General features: G+C 61.8%; 24 protein-coding genes and 1 pseudogene. 10 read left to right on the forward strand and 15 right to left on the reverse strand.

Annotated features, from left to right (window positions below; translation table 11 throughout):
- Positions 1 to 108 precede the first annotated feature (108 nt).
- From MMS95_RS16550 to sanA, 5 genes are all read left to right on the forward strand, one after another.
- Positions 109 to 516 carry a CidA/LrgA family protein gene (locus MMS95_RS16550; RefSeq protein WP_033633713.1) on the forward strand — a complete coding sequence of 136 codons (408 nt, stop codon included), beginning with the start codon at positions 109 to 111 and terminating at the stop codon, positions 514 to 516.
- Positions 513 to 1,208, forward strand: a complete 696-nt coding sequence (locus tag MMS95_RS16555; RefSeq protein ID WP_004938941.1) for a CidB/LrgB family autolysis modulator — start codon at positions 513 to 515, stop codon at positions 1,206 to 1,208. Before MMS95_RS16550 ends, MMS95_RS16555 begins: the two co-directional genes overlap by 4 nt.
- A gap of 137 nt (positions 1,209 to 1,345) precedes the next feature.
- Positions 1,346 to 2,230: a cytidine deaminase gene (gene cdd / locus MMS95_RS16560; protein ID WP_242141962.1), complete on the forward strand. Its 885-nt coding sequence runs from the start codon at positions 1,346 to 1,348 to the stop codon at positions 2,228 to 2,230.
- 221 nt (positions 2,231 to 2,451) lie between these two features.
- Complete coding sequence (locus MMS95_RS16565; RefSeq protein WP_004938945.1) at positions 2,452 to 4,149, forward strand: NAD-dependent malic enzyme; 1,698 nt, start codon at positions 2,452 to 2,454, stop codon at positions 4,147 to 4,149.
- Positions 4,150 to 4,318: 169 nt separating this feature from the next.
- Positions 4,319 to 5,062, forward strand: a complete 744-nt coding sequence (gene sanA, locus MMS95_RS16570) for an outer membrane permeability protein SanA (RefSeq protein ID WP_004938948.1) — start codon at positions 4,319 to 4,321, stop codon at positions 5,060 to 5,062.
- 66 nt (positions 5,063 to 5,128) lie between these two features.
- Here sanA and mglC read toward each other — a convergent pair whose 3' ends face one another.
- From mglC to MMS95_RS16605, 7 genes are all read right to left on the reverse strand, one after another.
- Positions 5,129 to 6,139: a galactose/methyl galactoside ABC transporter permease MglC gene (gene mglC / locus MMS95_RS16575; protein WP_004938953.1), complete on the reverse strand. Its 1,011-nt coding sequence runs from the start codon at positions 6,137 to 6,139 to the stop codon at positions 5,129 to 5,131.
- Positions 6,140 to 6,150: 11 nt separating this feature from the next.
- Entirely contained in the window at positions 6,151 to 7,659 is a 1,509-nt protein-coding gene (gene mglA, locus MMS95_RS16580; RefSeq protein WP_242141964.1) for a galactose/methyl galactoside ABC transporter ATP-binding protein MglA, read from the reverse strand.
- A 99-nt stretch (positions 7,660 to 7,758) separates the two neighbouring features.
- Positions 7,759 to 8,751 (reverse strand): galactose/glucose ABC transporter substrate-binding protein MglB, encoded by a 993-nt coding sequence (gene mglB, locus MMS95_RS16585; RefSeq protein ID WP_164095329.1) that lies wholly within the window; start codon positions 8,749 to 8,751, stop codon positions 7,759 to 7,761.
- A gap of 264 nt (positions 8,752 to 9,015) precedes the next feature.
- Positions 9,016 to 10,053: an HTH-type transcriptional regulator GalS gene (gene galS, locus MMS95_RS16590; RefSeq protein ID WP_082996915.1), complete on the reverse strand. Its 1,038-nt coding sequence runs from the start codon at positions 10,051 to 10,053 to the stop codon at positions 9,016 to 9,018.
- Between the two features lie 127 nt (positions 10,054 to 10,180).
- Complete coding sequence (gene yeiB, locus MMS95_RS16595) at positions 10,181 to 11,353, reverse strand: DUF418 domain-containing protein YeiB (protein WP_048322605.1); 1,173 nt, start codon at positions 11,351 to 11,353, stop codon at positions 10,181 to 10,183.
- A gap of 79 nt (positions 11,354 to 11,432) precedes the next feature.
- Positions 11,433 to 12,098 carry a GTP cyclohydrolase I FolE gene (folE, locus tag MMS95_RS16600; RefSeq protein WP_004938969.1) on the reverse strand — a complete coding sequence of 222 codons (666 nt, stop codon included), beginning with the start codon at positions 12,096 to 12,098 and terminating at the stop codon, positions 11,433 to 11,435.
- Between the two features lie 244 nt (positions 12,099 to 12,342).
- Entirely contained in the window at positions 12,343 to 13,500 is a 1,158-nt protein-coding gene (locus MMS95_RS16605) for a YbfB/YjiJ family MFS transporter (RefSeq protein ID WP_004938972.1), read from the reverse strand.
- A gap of 105 nt (positions 13,501 to 13,605) precedes the next feature.
- On the opposite strand from MMS95_RS16605, the gene MMS95_RS16610 reads away from it, so the two are divergent.
- Genes MMS95_RS16610 through fghA form a run of 3 tightly spaced genes read left to right on the forward strand, consistent with a single transcriptional unit; the run spans position 13,606 to position 16,537 of the window.
- A complete protein-coding gene (locus MMS95_RS16610; protein WP_004938975.1) occupies positions 13,606 to 14,526 on the forward strand; it encodes a LysR family transcriptional regulator in 921 nt (306 codons plus the stop codon).
- A 29-nt stretch (positions 14,527 to 14,555) separates the two neighbouring features.
- Positions 14,556 to 15,680, forward strand: a complete 1,125-nt coding sequence (locus MMS95_RS16615) for an S-(hydroxymethyl)glutathione dehydrogenase/class III alcohol dehydrogenase (RefSeq protein ID WP_242141978.1) — start codon at positions 14,556 to 14,558, stop codon at positions 15,678 to 15,680.
- A 14-nt stretch (positions 15,681 to 15,694) separates the two neighbouring features.
- A complete protein-coding gene (gene fghA / locus MMS95_RS16620) occupies positions 15,695 to 16,537 on the forward strand; it encodes an S-formylglutathione hydrolase (RefSeq protein ID WP_015377214.1) in 843 nt (280 codons plus the stop codon).
- Between the two features lie 39 nt (positions 16,538 to 16,576).
- On the opposite strand, the pseudogene MMS95_RS16625 reads toward fghA, so the two are convergent.
- The 8 genes and pseudogenes from MMS95_RS16625 to MMS95_RS16660 form a co-directional block, all read right to left on the reverse strand.
- Positions 16,577 to 16,884 (reverse strand): annotated as a pseudogene (locus tag MMS95_RS16625) (CcdB family protein).
- Positions 16,885 to 16,886: 2 nt separating this feature from the next.
- On the reverse strand, positions 16,887 to 17,123 hold the full coding sequence (locus MMS95_RS16630; protein ID WP_033633717.1) for a type II toxin-antitoxin system CcdA family antitoxin: 237 nt from the start codon (positions 17,121 to 17,123) through the stop codon (positions 16,887 to 16,889).
- 86 nt (positions 17,124 to 17,209) lie between these two features.
- The gene (gene gsiD, locus MMS95_RS16635) at positions 17,210 to 18,118 is read right to left on the reverse strand and encodes a glutathione ABC transporter permease GsiD (protein WP_156865390.1); all 909 of its coding nucleotides are present in this window, start codon (positions 18,116 to 18,118) and stop codon (positions 17,210 to 17,212) included.
- 9 nt (positions 18,119 to 18,127) lie between these two features.
- Positions 18,128 to 19,048 (reverse strand): glutathione ABC transporter permease GsiC, encoded by a 921-nt coding sequence (gene gsiC / locus MMS95_RS16640; protein ID WP_038880960.1) that lies wholly within the window; start codon positions 19,046 to 19,048, stop codon positions 18,128 to 18,130.
- Between the two features lie 52 nt (positions 19,049 to 19,100).
- Positions 19,101 to 20,636 carry a glutathione ABC transporter substrate-binding protein GsiB gene (gene gsiB / locus MMS95_RS16645; RefSeq protein WP_004938996.1) on the reverse strand — a complete coding sequence of 512 codons (1,536 nt, stop codon included), beginning with the start codon at positions 20,634 to 20,636 and terminating at the stop codon, positions 19,101 to 19,103.
- Positions 20,637 to 20,659: 23 nt separating this feature from the next.
- Positions 20,660 to 22,534, reverse strand: coding sequence for a dipeptide ABC transporter ATP-binding protein (locus MMS95_RS16650; RefSeq protein WP_242141966.1), 1,875 nt, complete (start codon positions 22,532 to 22,534; stop codon positions 20,660 to 20,662).
- Positions 22,535 to 22,553: 19 nt separating this feature from the next.
- Positions 22,554 to 23,510, reverse strand: a complete 957-nt coding sequence (locus MMS95_RS16655; protein WP_060559027.1) for an isoaspartyl peptidase/L-asparaginase — start codon at positions 23,508 to 23,510, stop codon at positions 22,554 to 22,556.
- A 359-nt stretch (positions 23,511 to 23,869) separates the two neighbouring features.
- The gene (locus MMS95_RS16660) at positions 23,870 to 24,406 is read right to left on the reverse strand and encodes a DUF924 family protein (RefSeq protein WP_004938999.1); all 537 of its coding nucleotides are present in this window, start codon (positions 24,404 to 24,406) and stop codon (positions 23,870 to 23,872) included.
- Positions 24,407 to 24,563: 157 nt separating this feature from the next.
- Between MMS95_RS16660 and moeA the strand changes: the two genes are divergently transcribed.
- Both moeA and moeB read left to right on the forward strand, forming a co-directional pair.
- The gene (gene moeA, locus MMS95_RS16665; protein WP_060559025.1) at positions 24,564 to 25,802 is read left to right on the forward strand and encodes a molybdopterin molybdotransferase MoeA; all 1,239 of its coding nucleotides are present in this window, start codon (positions 24,564 to 24,566) and stop codon (positions 25,800 to 25,802) included.
- 2 nt (positions 25,803 to 25,804) lie between these two features.
- Positions 25,805 to 26,560 carry a molybdopterin-synthase adenylyltransferase MoeB gene (gene moeB, locus MMS95_RS16670; RefSeq protein ID WP_048322593.1) on the forward strand — a complete coding sequence of 252 codons (756 nt, stop codon included), beginning with the start codon at positions 25,805 to 25,807 and terminating at the stop codon, positions 26,558 to 26,560.
- Positions 26,561 to 26,584 lie beyond the last annotated feature (24 nt).

The raw sequence follows: 26,584 nt of genomic DNA on the forward strand, positions 1-26,584 counted from the left end.
AACCCGCCGATCGCGCATGGCGGGCATAGCGAGAATTCATAGTGCGATCTGTGGCATGGCTCACAGTTTAATTGTATGATGAATACATCAGTTAAACGGGAAAAGACAATGGCCAACGTGCTCACACTGTGCTGGAAATACCTGAGGGCCCTGCTCCTTATCTACCTGTGTCTGTTCGTCGGCAACGCGGTGGCGGCGCTGCTGCCGTTCGCCATTCCCGGCAGCATCATTGGCATGCTGCTGCTGTTCGCCCTGCTCTCTACCCAGATTATGCCGGCCAAATGGGTTAAACCCGGCTGCCATTTGCTGATCCGCTATATGGTGCTGCTGTTCGTGCCGATCGGCGTCGGGGTGATGAAATACTACGACCAGATCGTCGCGCATCTGGGCCCGCTGGTTATCTCTTGCCTCATCAGCACGCTGATGGTGTTGGTGGTGGTCGGCTATACCTCACACTATTTTCATCGCGAGCGCCGCATCGCCGGCAAGCCCGACGACACGGAGGACAATTCATGATCCATGAAATCTGGTGGTCGTTGCCGCTGACGCTGGCGGTCTATTTCGCCGCGCGCTGGCTGGCGCGCAAGCTGAATATGCCGCTGCTCAACCCGCTGCTGGTGTCCATGGCGGTGATCATCCCGCTGCTGCTGCTCACCGGTATTCCCTATGAACGCTACTTTCAGGGCAGCAAAATCCTCAACGATCTGCTGCAGCCGGCGGTCGTCGCGCTGGCCTTCCCGCTCTATGAGCAGCTGCACCAGATCCGCGCGCGCTGGAAGTCGATTATCGCGGTGTGCTTCATCGGCAGCCTGACCGCCATGATCAGCGGCGGCGCCATCGCCCTGTGGCTGGGCGCCACGCCGGAAATCGCCGCCTCTATCCTGCCGAAATCGGTCACTACGCCGATCGCCATGGCCGTCGCGGACTCGCTCGGCGGCATTCCGGCGATCAGCGCGGTCTGCGTCATTTTCGTCGGTATCCTCGGCGCCGTGTTCGGCCATACGCTGTTCAACCTGTTGAAAATCACCACCCACTCGGCGCGCGGCCTGGCGATGGGCACGGCATCCCACGCGCTGGGCACCGCACGCTGCGCCGAGATGGACTACCAGGAAGGCGCTTTCGGCTCGCTGGCGTTGGTGATCTGCGGCATCATCACCTCGCTGCTGGCACCGTTCCTGTTCCCGGTGCTGCTGCGCCTGTTCGGCTGAACAGGGTGAAACTTGCGATACGTCTCGCATTTATGTATTTCATTGCATTAATTTCATCAATTAAGAGACATTAATCACACTTTAATATCTCTGGCCTGCCTAGAATGTTATCCCGTTAACCCGTAGAGAGACTTTCTATGCATCCGCGTTTTCACACCGCTTTCAGCGCACTGCCCGCGACACTGCAATCCGCCCTGCGGCCCTATCTGGACGCGCCAGACTTTCCGGCGATGTTCACGGCCGAGCAAGCGGCGGCGATCCGCACAGGCTGCGGGCTGGACGATGATGCGCTGGCATTCGCGCTGCTGCCGCTGGCGGCGGCCTGCTCGTTAACCCCGATATCGCACTTTCACGTCGGCGCCATCGCGCGCGGGCAAAGCGGCAACCTCTATTTCGGCGCCAATATGGAGTTCAGCGGCGCGCCGCTGCAGCAAACCGTGCATGCAGAGCAGTGCGCGGTTACCCATGCCTGGCTGCGCGGCGAGCCGGCGCTGGCCTCGGTCACCGTCAACTACACGCCGTGCGGCCATTGCCGCCAGTTTATGAATGAGCTGAACAGCGGCGGCGAGCTGCAGATCCGTCTGCCGGGCCGCGCGCCGACCACGCTGTCGGACTATCTGCCGGACGCCTTCGGCCCGAAAGATCTGGATATCGCTTCGCTGCTGATGGACAAGGTCGATCACGGCCACCGGCTGGCGCTGGACGATGCGCTGGCGCAGGCGGCGCTGGCGGCGGCCAATCAGAGCCATGCTCCGTACAGCAACGCCCACAGCGGCGTAGCGCTGGAAACGCAGGACGGCAGCCTCTACGCCGGCCGCTATGCAGAAAACGCCGCCTTCAACCCTAGCCTGCCGCCGCTGCAGGCTGCGCTGATCCTGCTGAACCTCTCCGGCGGCGATTGCCTGAACATCCGCCGCGCCGTGTTGGCCGAGCCGCAGAAGGCGATCCTCAGCCAGTGGGACGCCACCCGCGCCACCCTGGCGGCGCTGGGCTGCCAGAACGTCAGCCGCGCCGCTTTCTAAGCGCGCCACGGCGGGGCCATCCGGTTCCGCCGTTAACAGCCCCGCCCGCCAAATACAATGCCCCGACACCGCCAGAGACACTTTCTTTAGTTAAAAAATCATTTGATTGTCGATAATTACGCCAACCTGGTTCATCATCTGGCAACAAATGCTGTACATCTTCTCTTTATCTCTTAGGATCGTCGGCAATAAAGTTATCTGATACGTGAAGAGTAAAACTGATGGAACTAGAATACGAAAGCAAACGCCCGCTCTATATCCCTTACGCCGGCCCGATTCTGCTGGAATTTCCGCTGCTGAACAAAGGCAGCGCTTTCACCGAGGAAGAACGTAGCCACTTCAACCTGCACGGCCTGTTGCCGGAAGCGGTGGAGACCATCGAAGAACAGGTGGAACGCGCCTACCGTCAGTATCAGGATTTCAAGAACGATAACGATAAGCATATCTATCTGCGCAACATCCAGGACACCAACGAAACCCTGTTCTATCGCCTGCTGGACTCGCACCTGAGCGAGATGATGCCGATCATCTACACCCCGACCGTCGGCGAGGCCTGCGAACACTTCTCCGATATCTACCGCCGCGCGCGCGGGCTGTTCATCTCCTACCCGAACCGCGATCGCATCGATGACATGCTGCAAAACGCCACCAAGCAGAACGTCAAGGTGATCGTGGTCACCGACGGCGAGCGCATTCTCGGCCTGGGCGATCAGGGCATCGGCGGCATGGGGATTCCAATTGGCAAGCTGTCGCTGTACACCGCCTGCGGCGGCATCAGCCCGGCCTACACGCTGCCGGTGGTGCTGGACGTCGGCACCAACAACCCGCAGCGCCTCAACGATCCGCTGTACATGGGCTGGCGCCATCCGCGCATCTCCGGCGAGGAGTACCACGCCTTCGTCGAAGAGTTTATTCAGGCGGTCAAACGCCGCTGGCCGAACGTGCTGCTGCAGTTCGAAGACTTCGCGCAGAACAACGCCACCCCGCTGCTGAACCGCTACCGCGACGAGATCTGCTGCTTCAACGATGACATTCAGGGCACCGCCGCGGTCACCCTCGGCAGCCTGATCGCCGCCAGCCGCGCCGCCGGCAGCCAGCTGCGCGATCAAACCGTCACCTTCCTCGGCGCCGGTTCCGCGGGCTGCGGCATCGCCGAGCAGATCATCGCGCAGATGAAGTCCGAAGGGTTGAGCGAAGACGAAGCGCGCGCCCGCGTGTTCATGGTCGACCGTTTCGGCCTGCTGACCGACAAACTGCCGAACCTGCTCGATTTCCAGAGCAAGCTGGTGCAGAAGAGCGACAACCTGGCCGGCTGGGAAACCGCCAGCGACGCCATCTCGCTGCTGGACGTGGTGCGCAACGCCAAGCCGACCATTCTGATCGGCGTGTCCGGCCAGCCGGGGCTGTTTACCGAAGAGCTGATCCGCGAGATGCACAAGCACTGCGAACGCCCTATCGTGATGCCGCTGTCCAACCCGACCTCGCGCGTGGAAGCCCGCCCGGAAGACATCATCAACTGGACCGACGGCGCCGCCCTGGTGGCGACCGGCAGCCCGTTCGCGCCGGTAAGCTACAAAGAGCAGCTGTACCCGATCGCCCAGTGCAATAACTCCTACATCTTCCCGGGGATCGGTCTGGGCGTGCTGGCCTCCGGCGCCACTCGCGTCACCGACGCCATGCTGATGGCCGCCAGCCGCGCACTAGCGGACTGTTCGCCGCTGGCTACCGACGGCCACGGCGCGCTGCTGCCGAATATCGACGATATTCAGGGCGTGTCGAAGTGCATCGCCATGGAAGTGGGTAAAGCCGCCCAGCTGCAGGGCGTGGCGATCGTCACCTCCGAAGATGCGCTGTCGAAAGCCATCGAGCACAACTTCTGGCGGCCGCAGTACCGCAGCTACAAGCGCACCTCGTTCTGAATGGTGAGCTGAAATGACCCAGCCCGGCTCCGCCGGGCTTTTTTGTGCGGCAAAACCGCCGAAAAATGCGGCGGCGCGCGTGCTTCAGGCGGTTCGCGTCTTGCGTCGGTCGGTCAGGTAAAGTAGCCTTGATCCATCTTTTTCAGCCCGGCGCGCGTAAGGCAACAACATGTGGAAACGCCTGATCATCAGCCTGTTCATCATCATTGCGGTGTTGATGGGTTCGGCTATTGCGCTCGATCGCTGGATCAGTTGGAAAACCGCGCCTTACGTCTACGACGAACTGCAGGAATTGCCGCATCGCCAGGTCGGCGTGGTGCTCGGCACCGCCAAGTATTACCGCACCGGCGTGATCAACCAGTATTACCGTTACCGCATTCAGGGAGCGATCAACGCCTATAACAGCGGCAAGGTGAAATACCTGCTGCTGAGCGGCGACAACGCCCAGCAAAGCTATAACGAACCGATGACCATGCGGCGCGATCTGATCGCCGCCGGCGTGGCGCCGAGCGATATCGTGCTGGATTACGCCGGCTTCCGCACCCTGGATTCCATCGTGCGCACCCGCAAGGTGTTCGACACCAACGATTTCATCATCATCACCCAGCGCTTCCACTGCGAGCGCGCACTGTTCATCGCCCTGCACATGGGCATTCAGGCGCAGTGTTACGCGGTGCCGTCGCCGAAGGACATGATGACGGTGCGCGCCCGCGAGATCTTCGCCCGCCTGGGCGCGCTGACCGATCTGTACATCCTCAAGCGTGAACCGCGCTTCCTCGGCCCGCTGATCCCGATCTCCGCCATGCACACCGTGCCGGAAGACGCCCAGGGCTATCCCGCCGTCTCGCCGGAACAGTTGGTTGAGCTGGAGCACAAGCTGAAAGAAGAGAAGCAGAAAGCCAAACAGCCCTGACGGGTAATGCCCCAAAAAGAAAGGCCGGCATATTTTGCCGGCCTTGTCGTCTGTGCTGCGGTAGCTCTACTTCTTCTTGGCGTATTTCAACGAGTCCAGCGCCACGGCGAAGATGATGATGCTGCCCTTGATGATGTACTGCCAGTACGGGTTGATGCCGATATAGGTCAGGCCGTAGTTGATGACGGTAAAGATGATCACCCCTGTCACCACGCCCCACACCGTACCCACGCCGCCGGCGAAGGATACGCCCCCCACCACGCAGGCGGCGATGGCGTCCAGCTCATACATAAAGCCAAGGTTATTGGTGGCGCTGCCGATACGCCCCGCTTCCAGCAGGCCGCCGAAGGCGTAGAACACGCCGGACAGCGCATAGATCATGATCAGGTTCAGCGGCACGTTGACGCCGGAGACCTTGGCCGCTTCCGGGTTGCCGCCGATGGCGAAGATGTTCTTGCCGAAGCGGGTCTTGGTCCACAGGATCCAGACGAAAATGATGGCAATCAGCGCGTAGAAGGTAATATACGACAGCTTAAAATCGCCGAAGCGCAAGAAGCCTTGGGCAAAGGTGGAAAACTTCGGATCAAAGCCCGCGACCGGCGACGCGCCGACCGAATCGTAATACAGCGAGTTGATGCCGTAGACGATGATCATGGTGCCCAAGGTGGTGATGAACGGCGTCACGTTGAGATAGGCGATAATCAGGCCGTTAACCAGGCCGATCACCGCGCCGACCGCACATACCAGCAGGATGACCAGGGGAATCGACCAGGTTTCCATGTGCGGGAACACCTTGTTGACGTTATCCATCGATTGCAGCAGCGTGGCCGCCACCACCGCCGCCAACCCCACCTGCCGCCCGGCGGACAGGTCGGTGCCTTGGGTAACGATCAGCCCCGCCACGCCCAGCGCGATGATGATGCGCACCGAAGACTGCGTCAGGATATTGCTCAGGTTCATCAGGCTGAGGAAAGTCGGGTCCTGAATGATGATGATGGCCAACAGCACCAGCAACACCACGTAAATGCCGCCTTCCTTGAAATAGGTAAATAAGGTTTTTTTATTTAGCGCGTTCATAATTCGAATCCTTAAAGGTGCAGGGAGGCGAGACGTAAGATTTCATTCTGCGAGGTCAGCTTGGTATTAACGATGCCCGCAACCTGGCCGTTGCTCATCACCAAAATGCGGTCGGTGATCCCCAACAGCTCCGGCATTTCGGACGAGACGATAATGATCCCCTTACCCTTTTTCGCCAGCTCGGTCATCAGCTGATAGATCTCGAACTTGGCGCCCACGTCAATGCCGCGCGTCGGTTCATCCAGCATCAGGATCTCCGGCTGCGTCAGCAGCCAGCGGCCGATGATCACCTTCTGTTGGTTGCCGCCGGACAGCGAGCCGATATGGGTGTGATGCCCCGGCGTTTTCACCCGCATGGCGTCGATCACCCATTGGGTGTCGCTCTTCATCCGCGCGTTATCCAGCAGGCCGAGCTTGTTTTTATAATTGCGGATATTGGAGATCAGCGAGTTGAAACCCACGTCGAGGTAGGCGTAAATCCCGGTGGATCGCCGCTCTTCGGTCACCAGCGCAAAGCCGTGGTTGATCGCTTCGTTGGCGCTGTGGTTGTCGATCGCCTTGCCGTGCAGCTTGATGGTGCCCGCCACCTTTTCACGAATGCCGAACAGCGTCTCGACGATATCGGTGCGCTTGGCGCCCACCAGCCCGGCGATGCCGAGGATCTCGCCCTGGTGCAGATCGAAGGAAACATCGCGGATCGAAGGCTGGCGCAGCGATGTCAGGTTCTTCACCTCGAGGATCACCTCACCCGGCGTGTTCTGCCTGTCGGGGAAACGCTGGCTCAGCGAGCGGCCGACCATCATGGCGATGATCTTGTCCATATCCAGCCCTTCCAGCGGCTGGGTGGCGATCCACTGGCCGTCGCGCAGCACCGTTATCTCGTCGCACAGCTGGAAGATCTCTTCCATCTTGTGCGAGATATAGACGATGCCGCAGCCGCGCTCTTTCAGCTTGCGGATGATGGTGAACAGGTGATTGACCTCTTTCTCCGTCAGCGAAGAGGTCGGTTCATCCATGATGACGATCTTGGCGTCGTAGGAAAACGCCTTGGCAATCTCGATCATCTGCATCTGCGACACCGACAGGTTGCCCACCTTTTCGCGCGGGTTGATGTCAATATCCAGCTCGTCGAAGATCGCCTGAGTGTCGTTGAACATCTTGTCCTGATCGACGAACAGGCCTTTGGTCGGGTAGCGCCCCAGCCACATGTTGTCCATCACGGTGCGTTGCAGCACCAGGTTCAGCTCCTGATGCACCATCGAAACGCCGTGTTCCAGCGCTTCCTTCGAGCTCTTGAAATCGATTTCCCGGCCCTGAAATACAATGCTGCCGCTGTCTTTTTTGTAAATGCCGAACAGGCATTTCAACAACGTCGATTTCCCCGCGCCATTCTCCCCCATCAGGGCGTGGATCGAGTGCGGACGGACGCGTAAATTGACATTGTCCAAGGCTTTGACGCCGGGAAATGACTTACAGATATCCGTCATTTCCAGCAAAAATTCGCGTGAGCTATCGGCCATAAATACACCTGGCTTAACGATCTTGCAGTCGTAAACATCCCCGCCGGCGGTATCCCTGGTGTTGGCGCCGCAGGCGGGGTCTTAGCGGGATCTCAATTCTTATTTAACAAACTGAGACAGGTTGTCTTTATCTACGCCGACGTAAGGAATACGCACGACTTTATTTTCGATTTTATATTGGGTGCCTTCGGTGGCCGGCTTGCCCGCCGCCAGGTTTTTCGCCAGCTCGAAGGTGGCCTTCGCCTGGTTGTCGGCGTCGTTCAGCACCGTGCCCGCCATCGCGCCGGATTTCACCAGCGCCAGCGCTTCAGGCAACGCATCGACGCCGAACACCGGAATACTGGTCTTGTTGTGCGCTTTCAGCGCTTCCACCGCCCCCATCGCCATGGCGTCGTTGTTGGCGATCACCACTTCGATCTTGTTGGCGTTCGGGCCGGAGAGCCAGGCGTCCATCTTGTCTTTCGCCTGCGCGGTATCCCACATCGCGGTATCCAACTGCAGCTGCTGGGTCTTGATGCCTTTCTCGTTCAGCGTTTTCACCACGTAGGTGGTGCGCGCTTCGGCATCCGGGTGGCCCGGCTCGCCCTTCAGCAGCACGAACTGGATCTGGCCGTCTTTATTCAGATCCCAGGCCGGGTTGGCTTGCCAGTGTTTGGCGATCAGTTCGCCCTGGATCACGCCGGATTCTTTGGAGTCGGTGCCGACGTAATATGCCTTGTCATAGCTGTCCAGCGCCTTGCGGGAAGGTTCTTTGTTGTAGAACACCACCGGGATATCGTTTGCGCGCGCCTTATCGATAACCACCGGCGCCGCGGCCGGGTCGACCAGGTTGATCGCCAGCGCTTTCACGCCCTTGGCCAGCAGCACGTCGATCTGATCGTTCTGTTTGGACTGGTCGTTCTGCGAGTCATTCATCAGCAGGGTAACGTCCGGTGAAGCCTTGGCGTCTTTCTCGATCGCCTTACGCACCACCGACATGAAGTTGTCGTCGTATTTGTAAATCGTGACGCCAATACGGGTATCAGCATGGGCTGCGGCGCCAAACATCATGGCAGCGGCCATGGCGGCCAGGGTGAAAACCTTCTTATTCATTGTCAGTCTCCGGTTCTGTGTAGGGTATTACTCGTCTTTGAGCCAATGGTCACCGGCAGTGCGTACACCCCAGGCCTGGCGATTTCCACTCAACACCTGTCGTCCGTGGATCTTGTTATTTCCGAGAAATGCTGTGTCAGCGCGAGATAAAGGTTGCAGCGGCAAGGGCCTTTGCGCCGGAAAACGCCTAGAGCATAGACGGCGCGATGTTAATATTCTGTGAATTTTCTCACAGATTGAAAACGGTTACACAAGATTAAATCGTCAGAGAGTGACCGTCGCCTCACTTTGCCAGGGGGCGACAGAATGGCGCCGCACCAGCGTCGGCATGAACAGGTGAGCGGCCTGCGGCTCCGCCAGGCCTGCTGCGCCCTGCAACGCCAGCTCGGTCGCCAGCGTGGCCATCGAGACGATCGGGTAGCGCACCGTGGTGAGCTTGGGGATGGTATAACGCGCGATGGGGATGTCGTCGAAGCCGATCAGCGAGAAATGCTGCGGCACCGTGATACCGTTTTCTTTCAACACCGCCATAGCGCCGGCGGCCATAGCGTCGTTGTAGGCGAACACCGCGCTCAGCTGTAAGTTGCGCCCCAGCAGCTCGACCATCGCCGCCTCGCCGCCCTGCAGATCCGGCGAACCGTAGGCACGCCAGTTGTCGGGCGTGGCCAGCCCGGCGGCGGCCATCGCCTGCGCATAGCCCTGCTGGCGCAGCGGCCCGTCTTCGATCGGGTGATTGGAGCCCAAATAGCCGATGCGCCGGTGGCCCTGCGACAGCAAAAGACGCATCGCCATTTCTGCGCCGCAGACGTTATCCAGCCCGACGCAACGCGGCTCATAGCCGGGGATAATCCGGTTGATCAGCACCATGCCCGGCACCTGCTCCAGAAAACCGATCAGCTCGGCGTCGCTCAGGGCTTTGGCGTGAACAATCAGGGCGTTACAGCGCTGGCGGATCAGCACTTCGATCGCGTGGCGCTCTTTGTCCGCCTGATGATAGCTGTTGCCGATCAGCAGATACTTGTGGTGTTTCTGCGCCACCGTGTCTACCGCTTTCACCAGCGCGCCGAAGAACGGATCGGAGACGTCCATCACCACCACGCCCAACGTATCGCTGCTTTGGGTCGCCAACGCCTGCGCGTTGGCATTGGGGCGATAGCCCAGATCCGCCACCGCCTGCAGCACCTGCTCGCGCGTCTCTTTGCTGGTCAGCGCGCTGTGGTTCAGCACGCGGGAGACGGTCGCCACGGAGACCCCGGCGCGTTTCGCCACGTCGCGAATGGTGATCGGATGAACTGGAGGCATGCGGGATCCTGAAATCGGGGTAGTGGCCGGTGGCGCTATCCTACCCCGATTGGCACGCTGCTCTGCGTGAATTACGTCACAGGAAAGAAAACGTTTACATACATTTTTTTAACCTGCCGACGGGCGCTCACTTCAGCGCTTTGGCTTCCGCTTCACCGGCGGCCAACTGCGTCAGTTTGCGCCACAGCCATTCCATCGGCCCCTGCTCGAAGTAACGCAGCCACAGTGCGGAAAAGACCAGGTTGACCAACCAGACCAGCGGCACAAACGCCAACAGCTGAAGCCGGTCAAACTGCTCATAGAGGCCGAAACGATAAAACAGCGTGGTGCAGATCAGCGTTTGCAGCAGGTAGTTGCTTAACGCCATACGCCCCACCAGGGTCAGCCAGCGAGCGATGCGCAGGCGCGACAGCGCGGGCCAGAAACCGTAACATAGCGCCAGATAGCCCATCGCCTGCAGCGGGGCGCCCAGCTCGCGCGGCACCTGCAGCAGGAAACCGCTCCAGCGATAGTCCCAGTGCACCTGCCATTGCAGCGCCACCGCCGGCAGTTGGATCAGCACCGAAAGCGGCAGCAGCCACGCCGCCTGCCGCAGGTAATAGCCGGAGGAATAGCTGCCGCGCAGCCAGCCGCTGCGCATCAGCCCGGCGCCGAACAGCATCAGCCCCGCCAGCTCCCAGCCATACTGCGCGCCGATGGCCAGCAGGCTGGACGAGAGCAGATCGGCGCGGCTGCGCCAGGCTTCGAAACCGCCCTGCAGCTTCCAAAACTTCTCGTACTGCAACTCCGCCACACCCGGCTGCCAGAAGCTGCCCGGCTCACCGTGCGAGACAAAACCGAGCAGCAGCAGCACCGCCACGCCAATCAGGTACAGCACGACGCCGGTTTTCAGCAGTTGGAAGGTTTCTTTGGCCTCGCGGATCATGCGCCAGCACACCAGGCCGATCAGCCCGTAGGCCAGCAGAATGTCACCGTCCCACAGGAAGATGGCGTGCGCGAGGCCGAACAACACCAGCCACGACAGCCGCGCACGGATCCAGCTTTTGCCGCGCCGCAGCAGCATTTGCAGCCCGGCGCCGAACAGCAGCGCGAACATCGCCAGGAACTTGGCCTGGGCGAAGATATCCAGCAGCGCCCAGGTCCAGGCATCGCGCGATGACGGCATCCCCAGATAGGCCGGATTGAGGTAGGCGGCCTTCGGCAAGCCGAAGGCGCTGATGTTCAGCAATAAAATGCCGAGGATGGCGATGCCGCGCACGCAGTCCAGCGTGGCAATGCGCGGCAGAGGATGACTGTTCATTTTTTATCGCTGTCTTCCGCTCATGAAAAAGGCGCCCGCAGGCGCCTGTTGTCGTCTTGCGGGTCGCCCCGCAACGCCATCACCCCTGGTGATGACGCACCGCACGCAGGAACTCCTGGCGGGTATTCTGGCTGGACTTGAACAGCCCCCCCAGCGAGGTGGTGGTGGTGGCGCTGGTCGCGTCGCGAATACCGCGCGCCTTGACACAATAATGGACCGCATCGATCGATACCGCCACGTTATTGGTGCCGAGCAGAGTCTGCAGCGCCACCAGGATCTGCTGGGTCAGGCGCTCTTGCACCTGCGGACGCTGGGAGAAGAACTGCACGATGCGGTTGATCTTCGACAGGCCGATCACCGAGTCTTTCGGGATATAGGCCACGGTGGCCTTGCCGTCGATGGTGACGAAGTGGTGTTCACAGGTGCTGGTCAGCGTGATATCGCGCACCGTCACCATCTCATCCACTTTCATCTTGTTCTCGATGACGGTGATTTTCGGGAAGTTGGCGTAGTCCAGCCCGGAGAAGATCTCGTCGACATACATTTTGGCGATGCGATGCGGCGTTTCCGCCAGGCTGTCATCGGACAGATCGAGATTCAGCAGCTGCATGATTTCGGTCATGTGCTCTTTGATGCGACGCTTGCGCGTTTCGCGATCCAGCACTTCCCCGCGCAGCGGTGTCTCCAGACCACGCTCTTCCAGTGCCGCATGCACCAGCGCGGCTTCTTTACTTAATGATGTCATGTATTTGTTCTCCTGCGGACGGAACCCGCCGGCGGCCCGATAGGGCGTGCGGCCGGCGAATTGCTTGCTCTCGTGACGGCAGAGTTTTCGTGGTGGATAACGTGAACCCGGTCAAGATTTTGCCCCCACTGTAGATGAGAGCGCGGCGATTATCCAGCGATAGTGCTTCATCCGCAGGTGAAATATTCGCATTTAGCACAATCAGGCCGGCTGCGGGTTTCCATGCGTTTTGTATGGATTTTAATCACCGAGTCGCCGTTTTTTGCGCCAACCGCCGCGCCGGGGTATTCACCACCAGCCCTCCGGCCGCCAACAGCGCCGCCACCGCCACATACAGCGCCGGCTCCAGCCGATGGGTCAAGGCGGTCGACAGCGCCGACAGCATCGGCCCGACCAGTTGGCCGATCGCATAACCGGTGGTCAGCAATCCGGCCATGTAACGCGCATGACGCGGCGCCAGCTCACGCCCGTGCTGAAGAGCAAGCTGCACCACGCAGAGGAAACCGCCGCCGGTCAGCAACGCCCCAAGCGCCAGGCCGGCCACGCCCGGCACCACTTCGGCGCTCAGTACGCCGAGCGCCTGTATCCACAGCGTGATCGCCAGCCGGGTCTGAGTGGTCAGCCGATGGCGGGTCAGAATGCCGATGACAATCCCCAGCACCGCCGCACCGCCGAACACCGGCCAGACGAACTGCGCGAACAGGCTGGCGGGAAAGCGCGCCGCCGCCATCTGCGACAAGAAGGTCGCCGGCAGGATATAGCCGAAGCCGGCCAGGCTGTAGCTCCACACCAGGCGTTTGAGCGCCGGCGTCAGCAGCAGCGGCTCCGGGGCCACGTCCGGGCGATGCAGCTCGCCGCTGCGCGGCAGAAAGGCGCTAATCCCCCCGACCAGCACCAGCGCCAGCCCGCCATACACCAACCAGGCCTGCGCCGCCGTCAGCCCCAGCGCGTTGATGCCCACCGCCAGCATGCCGCTGAGAAAGATGCCGGCGCCCGGTCCGGCGAACACCGCCGCGCTCAGCGCCGGCCGGCCGTAGTGCGCCAACCGCTCATTGGTCCAGGCCGCCACCAGCACCATCGCCCAGCCGCTGGCCCAGCCGATGACGAAGCGCAGCGCGCCGTGCGTCCATTCATCCTGCGCCAGCGCCGACAGTAGCGTCAGCGCCATCGCGCCCCATACGCCCAGCCACAGGCGCCGCTCGACGTGGCGCGTAGCGCGCATCGCGTCGTAGGCGCCGCATAGGTAGCCCAAATAGTTGATCGCCGCCACCAGCCCGGCACCGGTCAGGCTGAACTGATGTTCCGCGATCATCAGCGGCACCTGAGGGGTGAAAGCGAAGCGGCCAATGCCCATCGCCACGATCAGCGCGGCAAACCCGCTCAAGGCAATACGTAAAGCCATATCGGCATCCAAAAGGTTAAAAGAAAGTTGCCAGTATCATGCCGCAGTATTAAACTCACAAAAACTGAATAATACTAATCAAGTTCATCACGAAACGAGAACATTATGGATCTGACCCAGCTTCGCATGTTCTGCTGCGTAGCGGAAACCGGCTCGGTCGCCCGCGCCGCCGAGCAGCTGCACCGCGTGCCGTCGAATCTGACCACCCGGCTGCGCCAGCTCGAGCAGGAGCTGGGCGCCGATCTGTTTATCCGCGAAAAACAGCGCCTGCGCCTGTCGCCGATGGGCCATAACTTTCTGTGCTACGCCAACCGCATCCTGGCGCTGAGCGACGAGGCGATGAGCATCACCCACGCCGGCGAACCGGCGGGCAACTTCGCCCTCGGCTCGATGGAGAGCACCGCCGCCACCCGCCTGCCCTCGCTGTTGGCGGCTTATCACCAGCGCTTCTCGCAGGTTTCACTGTCGCTGACCACCGGCACCTCCGGCGAAATCGCCGATCGGGTGCGCGCCGGCACGCTGGCGGCGGCGCTGGTCGACGGCCCGGTGCCTTATGACGAGTTGAACGGCTGTATCGCCTATCCTGAACATATGGTGGTGATCTCCTGTCTCGATCACGCGCCGATCCACAGCGCCAAAGACGCCAACGGCGAGACGCTGTTCGCCTTTCGCGCCAGCTGCTCTTACCGCCTGCGGCTGGAGGCCTGGTTCAAGCGCGAAGGCGCGCGGCCGGGGCAGATCATGGAGATCCAGTCCTATCACGCCATGCTGGCCTGCGTCGCCAGCGGCGCCGGGCTGGCGATGATCCCGCATTCGGTGCTCAGCCTGCTGCCGGGCCATGAGCGGGTTCGGGTTCATACCCTGCCGCCGGACGTGGCCGACACCGCCACCTGGCTGCTGTGGCGCCGCGACGCGTTCGGGCCGAACGTGCGCGCGCTGAAAGAATTGATTATTGAACAGACGGAAACCGCCGCTGTTGATGAAAGCACCCCCAACGATTTATCAGACGTTAGCGATATCGCCTGATTTAAAAGAAAACCACTGAGGAGACTATGATGGAGATGATCAAAACCCGCGCCGCCGTTGCCTGGGGCCCGAACCAGCCGCTGAAGATTGAGGAAGTCGATCTGATGCCACCGCAAAAAGGCGAAGTGCTGGTGCGGATCGTCGCTACCGGCGTCTGCCATACCGACGCCTACACCCTGTCCGGCAAAGATCCGGAAGGCGTGTTCCCGGCGATCCTCGGCCATGAGGGCGGCGGCGTGGTGGAAGCGGTCGGTGAAGGCGTCACCAGCGTGGCGGTCGGCGACCACGTGATCCCGCTCTACACCCCGGAGTGCGGCGAGTGCAAATTCTGTAAATCCGGCAAGACCAACCTGTGCCAGGCGATCCGCGCCACTCAGGGCAAAGGCCTGATGCCGGACGGCACCACCCGCTTCTTCAAGGACGGCAAACCGATCTTCCACTACATGGGCACCTCCACCTTCTCCGAATACACCGTGGTGCCGGAAATTTCACTGGCGAAAATCAACAAGGAAGCGCCGTTGGAGGAAGTGTGCCTGCTGGGCTGCGGCGTCACTACCGGCATGGGCGCGGTGATCAACACCGCCAAAGTGCAACCGGGCGACACCGTGGCGATCTTCGGCCTGGGCGGCATCGGCCTGTCGGCGATCATCGGCGCGCAGATGGCCGGCGCGGGCCGCATCATCGGCATCGACATCAACACCAGCAAGTTCGATCTGGCGCGCAAGCTGGGTGCCACCGATCTGATCAACCCGAAAGACTATGACAAACCGATTCAGGAGGTGATCGTCGAGCTGACCGACGGCGGCGTCGACTTCTCCTTCGAGTGCATCGGCAACGTCAACGTGATGCGTTCCGCGCTGGAATGCTGCCACAAGGGCTGGGGGGAATCGGTGATCATCGGCGTCGCGGGCGCCGGCGAAGAGATCTCGACCCGGCCGTTCCAGCTGGTCACCGGCCGCGTCTGGCGCGGCTCGGCATTCGGCGGCGTCAAGGGCCGTTCGCAGCTGCCGGGCATCGTCGAGTGCTATCTGGACGGCGAATTCGCGCTGAACGACTTTATCACCCACACCATGGGGCTGGAGCAGATCAACGAAGCGTTCGATTTGATGCACGAAGGCAAATCGATCCGCACCGTCATCCACTTCGACCAATAAGCCAGGAGGCAGAGATGACGTTGTCATTGGAACTTCTCGAAGAGCACCGCATGTTCGGCGGCTGGCAACAGCGTTATCGCCACGCGGCGCAGAGCCTGAATTGCAACATGACATTCAGCATCTACCTGCCGCCGCCGCGCGATGATAACCCGCCGCCGGTGCTGTACTGGCTGTCGGGGCTGACCTGCAACGACGAGAACTTCACGTTGAAAGCCGGCGCGCAGCGCATCGCCGCCGAGCTGGGCCTGGTGCTGGTGATGCCGGACACCAGCCCGCGCGGCGACGAGGTGCCGAACGATGAAGGCTACGATCTGGGCCAGGGCGCCGGATTCTACCTGAACGCCACCCAGGCGCCGTGGGATCGTCACTTCCGCATGTACGACTACATCAGCGCCGAACTGCCGGCGCTGATCGAACAGCACTTCAGCGTCAGCGATCGTCAGTCAATCTTCGGCCACTCGATGGGCGGCCACGGCGCGCTGATGATGGCGTTTCGCAATCCGCAGCGCTTCCGCTCGGTATCGGCCTTCGCGCCGATCGTCAATCCGTGCCAGGTGCCGTGGGGCCGCAAAGCCTTCACCGCCTATCTGGGCAGCGACGAAAGCCAGTGGCTGCAGTACGACAGCTGCCATCTGCTGGCCAGCGGCGCGGAGAAAATGCCGGTCCTTATCGATCAGGGCGACGACGACCAGTTCCTGGCCGATCAGCTGCAGCCGGCGCGGCTGGCCGAACTGGCGCGCCAGCGCGACTGGCCGCTGACGCTGCGCATTCAGCCGGGGTACGATCACAGTTACTTCACCATCGCCACCTTCGTGGAAGATCACCTGCGCTTCCACGCCGAGCACCTGTTCCGTTAATAAAAAAATCCGGGCGGTTAATAAAACGCCCGGATTTATTTAAAAACCATCAATCAGAAAATCGATGGCAGCTTTATTTGATTCCTGTGCTCATTGGCATTACCAACGGCCTTGCCGAGCTGTGAAATACGTACGGCAGCCATCTCATGGGTCATAACGAGAAACTTTTCGCCGTTTACCTCAATCTCCGGGCACAGGCGTGCAGAAATTTTAACCCTGACGTTATCCAATGCATAAAGAGGGATCATTAACCGGGTCGAGAGGGCATCAATAAGATCGCTTTGAACGTCCAGTAAGTAGGGATAGGCTGATGCCGGATACGTATTGTCATATACGGTAAACTGCATATTCAAAATGTCCGATATTCATCAGACAACAAACCATTTTCTTCAGTGATACGATTAAGTTCTTCTAACGCCGCGCGATTTTGCTCGCGCCACTGTTGAATCTCAATATCCCTGACACGGACGCTCAATGCGTCTGTCAATACGGATGACACATTGACGCCCAGGGATTTTGCGCGCTGGAAAAGGTCGCGATCGATGGTTACGTTGACTGTCTTTTTCGTCACATTGTTATTTGCCATATCCATACCTCATCCCTGTAATATACGCGGGTCAAATTTCCATCAATTATACTCGTAAACAGGGGTATGCCAATTCAGCGATACCCTCACCCCTTCAGTTTCGGATCCAACGCGTCGCGCAATCCGTCGCCCAACAGGTTGAAGGCCAGCACGGTGATGAATATCGCCAGGCTGGGGAAGATCGCCACGTGCGGCGCGATCACCATATCGGCGCGCGCCTCGTTAAGCATCGCTCCCCACTCCGGCGTCGGCGGCTGGGCGCCCAGGCCCAAAAACGACAGGCTGGCGGCGGTGATGATCGAGGTGCCGATGCGCAGGGTGAAATAGACCACGATCGAAGACAGGGTGCCCGGCAGGATGTGCCGCAGGATGATGGTCCCGTCCGAGGCGCCGATGCTGCGCGCCGATTCGATATAGGTCAGGTGCTTCAGCACCAGCGTATTGCCGCGCACCAGGCGGGCGAAGGCCGGAATGCTGAAGATCGCCACCGCAACGATCACGTTGGCCATGCCGCTGCCCATGATCGCCACCACGCCGATCGCCAGCAGAATGCCGGGAAACGCAAACAGTACGTCGCAGACGCGCATGGTGAGGCGATCCCACCAGCCTTCATAGTAGCCGGCCAGCAGCCCCAGCAAGGTGCCGATCGCCCCGCCCGCCAGCACCGAGAACACCCCGGCCGCCAGCGAAATGCGCGTGCCCATCAGGATGCGGCTGAAGATATCGCGCCCGAGGGAATCCACCCCCAGCCAGTGCATCAGCGAAGGCCCTTCGTTCAGCCGGTCGTAATCGAAATAGTTTTCCGCATCGAACGGTGCCAGATAAGGCGCCAGCAGCGCCGCCGCAATCAGCAGCAGCACCAGCAGGCCGGCGACCAGCGCCGCCCGCTGGCGACGAAAACGCCGCCAAAACTCGCTCCACGGCGTGCGTACCGCGTTGGGGTCGATAAGCGGCATCGCCTTCAGTGCGGCGTTGCGCCGCCAATGCTTAATCATGCCGCATCCTCATTGATAACGAATCGCCGGGTTGATCGCCGCGTACAGCATATCCACCAGCAGGTTGATCAGGATGAACTCCAGCGAGAACAGCAGCACCTCAGCCTGGATCACCGGGTAATCGCGCATCTCCACCGAGTCCACCAGCAAGCGCCCCAACCCCGGCCAGTTGAACACCTTCTCCACCACGATCGAACCGCCGAGCAGGAAGCCGAACTGCAGCCCCATCATGGTCACCACCGGGATCATCGCGTTGCGCAGGCCGTGTTTCATCACCACCACGCTTTCCCGCACGCCCTTGGCGCGCGCGGTGCGCATGTAGTCCTCCTGCAGCACCTCGACGAACGAAGCGCGGGTGAAGCGCGCCATCACCGCCGCCACCGCCGCCCCCAGGGTGATCGAAGGCAGAATGTAGTGCCGCCAGCTGTCGGCGCCCACCGTCGGCAGCCACCCCAGTTCGACCGAGAACACCTGCATCAGCAGCATGCCGAGCGCAAAGGCCGGGAACGAGATCCCCGACACCGCCAGCGTCATGCCGAGGCGATCCGGCCAGCGGTTGCGCCACACCGCCGACACCACGCCGATCGCCAGGCCGAACGCCACCGCCCACAGCATGCTGGTGACAGTCAGCCAGAAGGTCGGCATAAAGCGCGAGGCGATCTCTTCGCTCACCGGGCGTTTGGACACCATCGAGATGCCGAAGTCGCCCCGCAGCGCGTTGACGAAAAAGTGCGCGAACTGCTGCGGCAGCGGCTTATCCAGCCCCAAATCCTTGCGCACCAGCTGCACCACCGCCTCGTCGGCCTCCGGCCCCGCCGCCAGCCGCGCCGGATCGCCCGGCAACAGGTGAACGAACAGGAACACCAGCACCGCCACGATCAGCAGCGTCGGGATCAGGCCCAGCAGTCGTTTCAGAAAATAATTGAGCATCTCATTCCTTCCCCCGCCCGCCGCCGCTTGGCCACGGGCGGGGATGGGCGCCTTATTTCAGATCGGCGTTATCAAAGTTGAACGAGGTATCCGGCATCACGTAGAAGCCGCTCAGCTGCTTGCTGTTGGCCGACAACAGACGTTCGGTCGCCAGGAAGATCCAGGGCGCGTCGGCCCAGATGCGATCCTGCGCGTCCTGATACAGTTTCTGCTTCTCGGCGCGATCGGTGGTCGCCAGCGCGTCGGTCAGATCCTTGTCCACCTGCGGATTGCTGTAGAACGCGGTGTTGAACTGCTTCGGCGGCGCCGCCTGAGTGGAGAACAGCGGCGACAGCGCCCAGTCCGCTTCCCCGGTCGAGGCCGACCAGCCGGTGTAGAACAGCCGCACGCCGGTGTCTTTCACCCCGACGCTCTCCACCTGCGCCGCGCGCTGCCCGGCATCCATCGCCGTCACCGTCACTTTCACCCCCACCTGCGCCAGCTGCTGTTGGGTGAACTGCAGCACTTTCTGCGCGGTGCTGTGGTTGTGGGAAGACCACAGCGTGGTGGTGAAGCCGTTCGGGTAGCCGGCCTCTTTCAGCAGCTCGCGCGCCTTGGCCGGATCGTACGGCCACGGCTTATAGCGGGCGGCGAAATCGATCGCCGGCGGCACCGGCCCTTCCGCCGGCACCGCGTAACCGGCGAACGCCACCTTGATCAGCGCGTCCTTGTTGATGGCGTAGTTCAGCGCCTGGCGCACCTTCGGGTTGTCGAACGGCTTTTGAGTGACGTTCATGCTGATGTAACGCTGCAGGATCGACGGCGCGGCCACCACGTCCAGCTTGGCGTTGCCTTCCAGCACCTTGGCCTGCTCGTAAGGGATCGGGAAGGCGAAGGTCGCCTCGCCGGTCTGCAGCATCGCCGCGCGGGTGTTGTTATCCACCACCGGGCGCCAGGTGATGCTGTCGAGCTTCGGCAGCCCCGGCTGCCAGTAGCCGTCGAACTTCTTCACCTTGACGAAATCGGTCTGGTTCCAGGTCACGAACTGATACGGCCCGGTGCCGACCGGGTGGAAACCGATCTCCTTACCGTATTGTTTCAGCGCCGCCGGCGAGATGATCGCCGCCGCCGGGTGCGCCAGATTGTTGACGAACGCCGAGAACGGCGCCTTCAGCACGATCTTCACCGTATTGGCGTCCACCGCCTCGGTTTTGTCGATCATCTTGAACAGGTTGTAGCGCTTGAGGTGGCTGTCCGGGTTGCTGGCGCGGTCGAGGTTGACTTTCACCGCCTCGGCGTTGAACGCGGTGCCGTCGTGGAATTTAATGCCCTGGCGCAGTTTGACGGTGTAGGTCAGGCCGTCTTTGCTGACCTCATAGCTGTCCGCAAGCACGTTCACCAGCTTCATGTCCTTATCAAAGCCGAACAGCCCCTGATAGAAAGACTTGGCCACCGCCTGCGACAGCGTGTCGTTGGCGTCGTAAGGATCGAGGGTGGTGAAGTTGGAGGCCACGGCGATCACCGCGTCCTTCGCCGCCCAGACCGGGCCGGTCCCCGCCGCCAGCAGTACGGCGGCCAACAGCGCATTGCGTTTGAATGTGTGCTTCATGTCGCTTGTCTCTCCTGAGGTCTTTAAAAAGCACCGGCGATCGGGTGGCGGGCGACAAAGTGCCCGGCGCCAACCTGCACCAGCGGTGCGGTAACGGGTTCATCGCCCAGCGCGCGCACCGGGCTGGGGATCTCATCGGCCGGCAGCGGCTGCCGTTTGTGGGCGTGAGCGGGATCGGCCACCGGCACCGCCGCCATCAGCTTGCGGGTGTAGGGATGCTGCGGATTGTCGAACACCGCCTGCCGCGGGCCGATCTCGACGATCTGCCCGAGGTACATCACCGCCACCCGGTGGCTGATCCGCTCCACCACCGCCATGTCGTGCGAAATGAACAAGAAAGCGATGCCGAATTCGCGCTGCAGATCGAGCAACAGATTGACGATCTGCGCCTGAATCGACACGTCCAGCGCCGAGACCGCCTCATCGGCGATCACCACTTTCGGGTTCAGCGCCAGCGCGCGCGCGATGCAGATGCGCTGGCGCTGACCGCCGGAAAATTCGTGCGGGTAGCGGCGCGCATGTTCCGGCAACAGGCCGACGCGTTCCAATAGCCAGGCCACCCGCCGTTCCGCCTCGCGGCCGCGCATCACGTCGTGCACCAGCAGCGGCTCCATGATGGAGAAACCGACCGTCAGGCGCGGATCGAGCGAGGCGTAAGGATCTTGAAAAATGAACTGAATATCGCGCCGCAGGTGCTGCAGCGCCGATCCCTTCAACCGATCGATTCGCCGCCCGGCGAAGGTGATGGTGCCGCTTTGGCTGTCCACCAGCTTCAGCAAAGAGCGCCCGGTGGTGGACTTGCCGCAGCCGGACTCGCCCACCAGCCCCAGCGTCTCGCCGGGGTAAAGATCGAAACTGACGTTTTCCACCGCGTGCACCCGGCGAGTGACCCGATTGAACAGCCCGCCGCGCAGATCAAAACGCGTGACCAGATGCTCCACCCGCAGGATCGGCGCGGCGTTTAACGGCACGGTATCCTGCGGCGCGGCATCCCCTTCGCCATCCGGCAGCGGAAACTTCGCCGGCAGCGGCCGATCGGCCATCGCCCCCAGCTTCGGCACCGCCGCCAACAGCGCCCGGGTATAGGCCTGCTGCGGCGTGGCAAACAGCTCTCGCACCCGATTTTGTTCCACCTGCTCACCTCGGCGCATCACCAGCACCCGGTCAGCGATCTCCGCCACCACGCCCATGTCGTGAGTGATGAAGATCACCCCCATCTGCATCTCCTGTTGCAGCACGCGGATCAGCTGCAGGATCTGCGCCTGAATGGTGACGTCGAGGGCGGTGGTGGGCTCATCGGCGATCAACAGCGCCGGCTTGCAGGAGAGCGCCATGGCGATCATCACCCGCTGGCGCATGCCGCCGGAAAGCTGGTGCGGGTAGCGCCCCAACACCTCTTTAGCCTCCGGAATACGCACCAGATCGAGCATGCGCAGCGCCTCCTGGCGCGCGCTGCGGTGATCCATGCCCTGATGCAAACGCAGCGATTCGGCGATCTGCTCGCCGACCGGAAACACCGGGTTGAGCGAGGTCATCGGTTCCTGGAAGATCATCGCCATGTCGGCGCCGCGCACCGTGCGCAGCGTGCTCTGCGAGGCGCGCGCCAGATCGAGCAGCGCGCCGTCGCGCCGGCGCAGCGTCATGGCGCCACCGACGATGCGCCCGCCGCCCTGCTCCACCAGCCGCATCAGCCCCAGTGAAGTCACCGATTTGCCGGAGCCGGACTCGCCGACGATCGCCAGCGTCTCGCTGCGATCGAGCTCGAACGACAGGTTGCGCACCGCTTCCACGGCACCTTCCGATTGAGGAAAACTGATGCTCAGATCGCGCACCGACAGCACACGCTGCGGCGGCAATGACAACCCATCGCCAACGGGCCGAAATGAAACGTCGGTCATACACCCTCCCGGTGAACGCTTAGCGATAAATCCCGACGGACGGTGCATCGCCGACATAGCCAAAACCGCGGTACATCCCCTCGCTGTTGAACGGCAGCGCGATATTGCCGTGGCGATCGACGGCGATCATGCCGCCGCTGCCGCCCAGCGCCGGCAGCTTCTCCATCACCACCCGATCGCTGGCCTCTTGCAGGCTGAGGCCGCCGTATTCGATCAGGGCGGAGACGTCATAGGCCGCCACGCCGCGCATGAAGATTTCGCCGGTGCCAGTGCTGGAGACCGCCACCGTGGCGTTGTTGGCATAGCAACCGGCGCCGATGATCGGCGTGTCGCCTACCCGCCCGGCCTGCTTGTTGGTCATGCCACCGGTGGAAGTGGCGGCGGCGAGGTTGCCCAGCGCATCCAGCGCCACCGCGCCGACGGTGCCGAATTTGCGATCGGGATCGAGCGGATCGCCGGCCTGCGCCGCGCCGTCGTGATCGAGCAGCACCCGCCCCTGCTCCGCCTGGGCGCGGTGCAACTGATCAAAGCGTTCCTGGGTAAAGAAGAAGTCGGGAGTAACCATTTCCAGGCCGTGGGCGGCGGCAAACTTCTCGGCGCCTTCGGCGGCAAACAGCACGTGCTCGCTGTTTTCCAGCACCGCGCGCGCCGCCAGCACCGGGTTGCGGACGCGGCTGACGCCGGCGACGGCGCCGGCGTCGCAGGTGCGGCCGTCCATCACGCAGGCGTCCAGTTCGTGGGTGCCCTGATGGGTAAACACCGAGCCTTTGCCGGCGTTGAACAGCGGGCATTCCTCCAGCAGCCGCACCGCTTCGGTCACCGCGTCCAGCGCGCTGCCGCCCTGCGCCAGTACCGCCTGCCCGGCGGCCACGATCTCGGACAGCGCCTGGATATACTGCCGTTCTTTTTCCGCACTCAGCGCCGCCCGGGTAATTGCGCCCGCGCCGCCATGAATGGCAATCACTGGTTTGCTCATTTGCCTGACACCCTGTGTTAATCCCGCCGTTGCGCAGCGAATAAGCTGAGCGCGGTATCATTATTATTCAGTCTTTTTCGACTCTATTTAGTCCTACAGTGGAAGTACAGCATAACGTCCACGTCCCGCTTTTAGCGTAGCGCGCTTAGACCATTTCGCACCTTGAAATAGCTTATTGGAATAAAAACAGCAGGTTATAAAAAGCGGCAAACCGCTGACAGTGCGGCTGGGATTATTGGTAATTTCGCGAGAGGAAATAGCAGCATGGCGTAATGAAATAAACGTTCGCGCTGAGTCACGCTTATTGTGGCGCCCGACCTGCTGTTTTTTTCCCCGGCCGGGCGCAGATGATCCGACGATTAAAAACCCGAGCCGGGCTGCCGTAAAAAGGCCTCTTCTTCCGGCGTGCTGATGCGCCCCAATATTGCGTTGCGATGCGGGTAGCGGCCGAAACGATCGATGATCGCCTTATGCCGTAGCTCGAACTCCAGCTGGTCGCCGTTATTAAGCTCGGTATATAACACCAGCGCCTGCTGGTGGATCAGCGGTGATTCCGAATGCATGAACGGCAGATAAAGGAAGCCGCGCTGCTCACGGCTCAGCCGTTCGCACTCGCCGCTGCGGATCGCCTCCTGCGCCAGGACCAGCGCCATGCCGTCGCAGGCGAACGACTGCGGCGTGCCGCGAAACAGGTTACGGCTGAACTGATCGAGCACGATCACCTCCGCCAGGCGCCCTTCGATGGTGTCGCGCCAGTGCGCCAGTTCCCCCGCCGCCGCCGCCCGCCAGATTTCGCCGAAGCGGCTATGCAGCAGACGATCGAAATCATCGTCCTTTTTGAACCACATCACCGGTTCGATCTCGTCGAACCAGAACTCGATAACCTGTTTATGCATCATGATCCTCCTCTGTTTTACGCAGTTTATACCCGTTCACGCTTCCGGCGCAGTGCGAAAGATGGCGGGCATACCCCGTTCTCCCCCCCGGCGTTCTCTGCCATAATAGCCGCACTTTGTCGCTATCATTGCGCACCCTGATTACGGAGTTCCCCTTATGGATCATTGCCATACTTCCGATCTCATCTCCCTGGAGCAAGCGCTGGAAAAAATGCTCGGGCAGATCGCCCCGCTGCAACAGACCGAATCCGTCGCGCTGACCGCCGCCGCCGGCCGCATCACCGCCGCGCCGGTGGTCTCACCGCTCGACGTGCCGCCGTTCGCCAACTCGGCGATGGACGGCTATGCGGTACGCCTCGCCGATCTGGCGGCCAATGCGCCGTTGCCGGTCGCCGGGAAAGCCTTCGCCGGCGCGCCGTTCGACGGCCAATGGCCGGCCAACAGCTGCGTGCGCATCATGACCGGCGCGCCGATCCCGGCCGGGGCGGAAGCGGTTGTCATGCAAGAGCAGGCCGAAGTGAGCGACCAGGGCGTGCGTTTTACCGCCCCGGTAGAAGCCGGCCAGAATATCCGTTTAGCGGGTGAAGACATTCGCCAAGGCGCCAGCGTGTTGCCGGCCGGCGTGAAGCTGGGCGCCGCGCAGCTGCCGCTGCTGGCTTCGCTCGGCGTCGCCGAAGTGCAGGTGATGCGTAAGCTGAAGGTCGCGGTGTTCTCCACCGGCGACGAACTGCAGCCGGTCGGCCAGCCGCTGCAGGCAGGCCAGATCTACGACACCAACCGCTTCGCGGTGCGCCTGATGCTGGAGCAGATGGGCTGTGAAGTGCTCGATCTCGGCATTATCCGCGACGATCGCGATGCGCTGCGCGCCGCCTTCGAACAAGCGGACAGCCAGGCCGACGTAGTGATCAGCAGTGGTGGCGTCTCGGTCGGCGAAGCCGACTACACCAAACAGATGCTCGACGAACTGGGCCAGGTCAGCTTCTGGAAGCTGGCGATCAAACCCGGCAAACCGTTCGCCTTCGGCAAACTGGGCCACGCCTGGTTCTGCGGCCTGCCGGGCAACCCGGTTTCCGCCGCCCTGACCTTCTACCAGCTGGTGCAACCGCTGCTGGCGAAGCTGGCCGGCCACAGCGACTGGCGCCTGCCGCCGCGCCTGCGCGCCCGCGCGCTGACGCCGCTGAAGAAATCGCCGGGCCGCCTCGATTTTCAGCGCGGCGTATTCAGCAGCAACGCCGCGGGCGAACTGGAGGTGAGCACCACCGGCCACCAGGGCTCGCACGTCTTCAGCTCCTACAGCCAGGGCAACTGTTTCATCGTGCTGGAGCGCGAACGCGGTTCGGTGGCGGCGGGTGAAACGGTGGAGATCGAGCCGTTCAACGCCCTGCTGAGGAGCTGAACATGCTGCCGGAATTGACCGACGCCGAAGCGCTGCGCTACAACCGCCAGATCGTGCTGCGCGGCTTTGACTTCGACGGCCAGGAGAAACTGAAGGCCGCCCGCGTGCTGATCGCCGGACTGGGCGGGCTGGGCTGCGCCGCCGCGCCATATCTGGCGGCGGCCGGCGTCGGCCATCTGGTACTGGTGGATTTCGACACCGTCTCGCTCTCCAACCTGCAGCGCCAGATCCTGCACCGCGACGATCGCATCGGCCAGAGCAAAGTCGCCTCCGCCAGGCAGGAGCTGAGCGCCATCAATCCGCATATCCGCATCGATGCCATCGACGGCCGGCTGGAAGATGACGCGGTCGCGGCAGAGATCGCCGCCTGCGATCTGGTGCTGGACTGCACCGACAACGTGGCGGCGCGCGACGCGCTGAACCGCCTGTGCCACGCACAGCGCAAGCCGCTGGTTTCCGGCGCTGCGATCCGCATGGAAGGTCAGCTCAGCGTGTTCACCTATCAGCCGGGCGAGCCCTGCTACCGCTGCCTGAGCCGGCTGTTCGGCGACAGCGCCCTCACCTGCGTTGAAGCGGGCGTGATGGCGCCGCTGGTCGGCACTATCGGCACCCTGCAGGCGATGGAAGCCATCAAGCTGCTGGCCGACTACGGTCAACCGCTGCACGGCAAACTGTTGATGTTCGATGCGATGAGCATGCAGTTCCGCGAGATGAAGCTGCCGAAAGACCCACACTGTGAGGTGTGCGGCGGGGAATGACGGATAAAAAAAGGGCGGGATAAT

This window comes from Serratia sp. PGPR-27 (assembly GCF_022678525.1).
Lineage (GTDB): Bacteria > Pseudomonadota > Gammaproteobacteria > Enterobacterales > Enterobacteriaceae > Serratia > Serratia nematodiphila.

Coding starts and splice junctions, on each gene's coding strand:
- MMS95_RS16550 (WP_033633713.1), top strand. CDS start 109: ATGGCCAACGTGCTCACACTGTGCTGGAAATACCTGAGGGCCCTGCTC.
- MMS95_RS16555 (WP_004938941.1), top strand. CDS start 513: ATGATCCATGAAATCTGGTGGTCGTTGCCGCTGACGCTGGCGGTCTAT.
- cdd (WP_242141962.1), top strand. CDS start 1,346: ATGCATCCGCGTTTTCACACCGCTTTCAGCGCACTGCCCGCGACACTG.
- MMS95_RS16565 (WP_004938945.1), top strand. CDS start 2,452: ATGGAACTAGAATACGAAAGCAAACGCCCGCTCTATATCCCTTACGCC.
- sanA (WP_004938948.1), top strand. CDS start 4,319: ATGTGGAAACGCCTGATCATCAGCCTGTTCATCATCATTGCGGTGTTG.
- mglC (WP_004938953.1), bottom strand. CDS start 6,139: ATGAACGCGCTAAATAAAAAAACCTTATTTACCTATTTCAAGGAAGGC.
- mglA (WP_242141964.1), bottom strand. CDS start 7,659: ATGGCCGATAGCTCACGCGAATTTTTGCTGGAAATGACGGATATCTGT.
- mglB (WP_164095329.1), bottom strand. CDS start 8,751: ATGAATAAGAAGGTTTTCACCCTGGCCGCCATGGCCGCTGCCATGATG.
- galS (WP_082996915.1), bottom strand. CDS start 10,053: ATGCCTCCAGTTCATCCGATCACCATTCGCGACGTGGCGAAACGCGCC.
- yeiB (WP_048322605.1), bottom strand. CDS start 11,353: ATGAACAGTCATCCTCTGCCGCGCATTGCCACGCTGGACTGCGTGCGC.
- folE (WP_004938969.1), bottom strand. CDS start 12,098: ATGACATCATTAAGTAAAGAAGCCGCGCTGGTGCATGCGGCACTGGAA.
- MMS95_RS16605 (WP_004938972.1), bottom strand. CDS start 13,500: ATGGCTTTACGTATTGCCTTGAGCGGGTTTGCCGCGCTGATCGTGGCG.
- MMS95_RS16610 (WP_004938975.1), top strand. CDS start 13,606: ATGGATCTGACCCAGCTTCGCATGTTCTGCTGCGTAGCGGAAACCGGC.
- MMS95_RS16615 (WP_242141978.1), top strand. CDS start 14,556: ATGGAGATGATCAAAACCCGCGCCGCCGTTGCCTGGGGCCCGAACCAG.
- fghA (WP_015377214.1), top strand. CDS start 15,695: ATGACGTTGTCATTGGAACTTCTCGAAGAGCACCGCATGTTCGGCGGC.
- MMS95_RS16630 (WP_033633717.1), bottom strand. CDS start 17,123: ATGGCAAATAACAATGTGACGAAAAAGACAGTCAACGTAACCATCGAT.
- gsiD (WP_156865390.1), bottom strand. CDS start 18,118: ATGATTAAGCATTGGCGGCGCAACGCCGCACTGAAGGCGATGCCGCTT.
- gsiC (WP_038880960.1), bottom strand. CDS start 19,048: ATGCTCAATTATTTTCTGAAACGACTGCTGGGCCTGATCCCGACGCTG.
- gsiB (WP_004938996.1), bottom strand. CDS start 20,636: ATGAAGCACACATTCAAACGCAATGCGCTGTTGGCCGCCGTACTGCTG.
- MMS95_RS16650 (WP_242141966.1), bottom strand. CDS start 22,534: ATGACCGACGTTTCATTTCGGCCCGTTGGCGATGGGTTGTCATTGCCG.
- MMS95_RS16655 (WP_060559027.1), bottom strand. CDS start 23,510: ATGAGCAAACCAGTGATTGCCATTCATGGCGGCGCGGGCGCAATTACC.
- MMS95_RS16660 (WP_004938999.1), bottom strand. CDS start 24,406: ATGCATAAACAGGTTATCGAGTTCTGGTTCGACGAGATCGAACCGGTG.
- moeA (WP_060559025.1), top strand. CDS start 24,564: ATGGATCATTGCCATACTTCCGATCTCATCTCCCTGGAGCAAGCGCTG.
- moeB (WP_048322593.1), top strand. CDS start 25,805: ATGCTGCCGGAATTGACCGACGCCGAAGCGCTGCGCTACAACCGCCAG.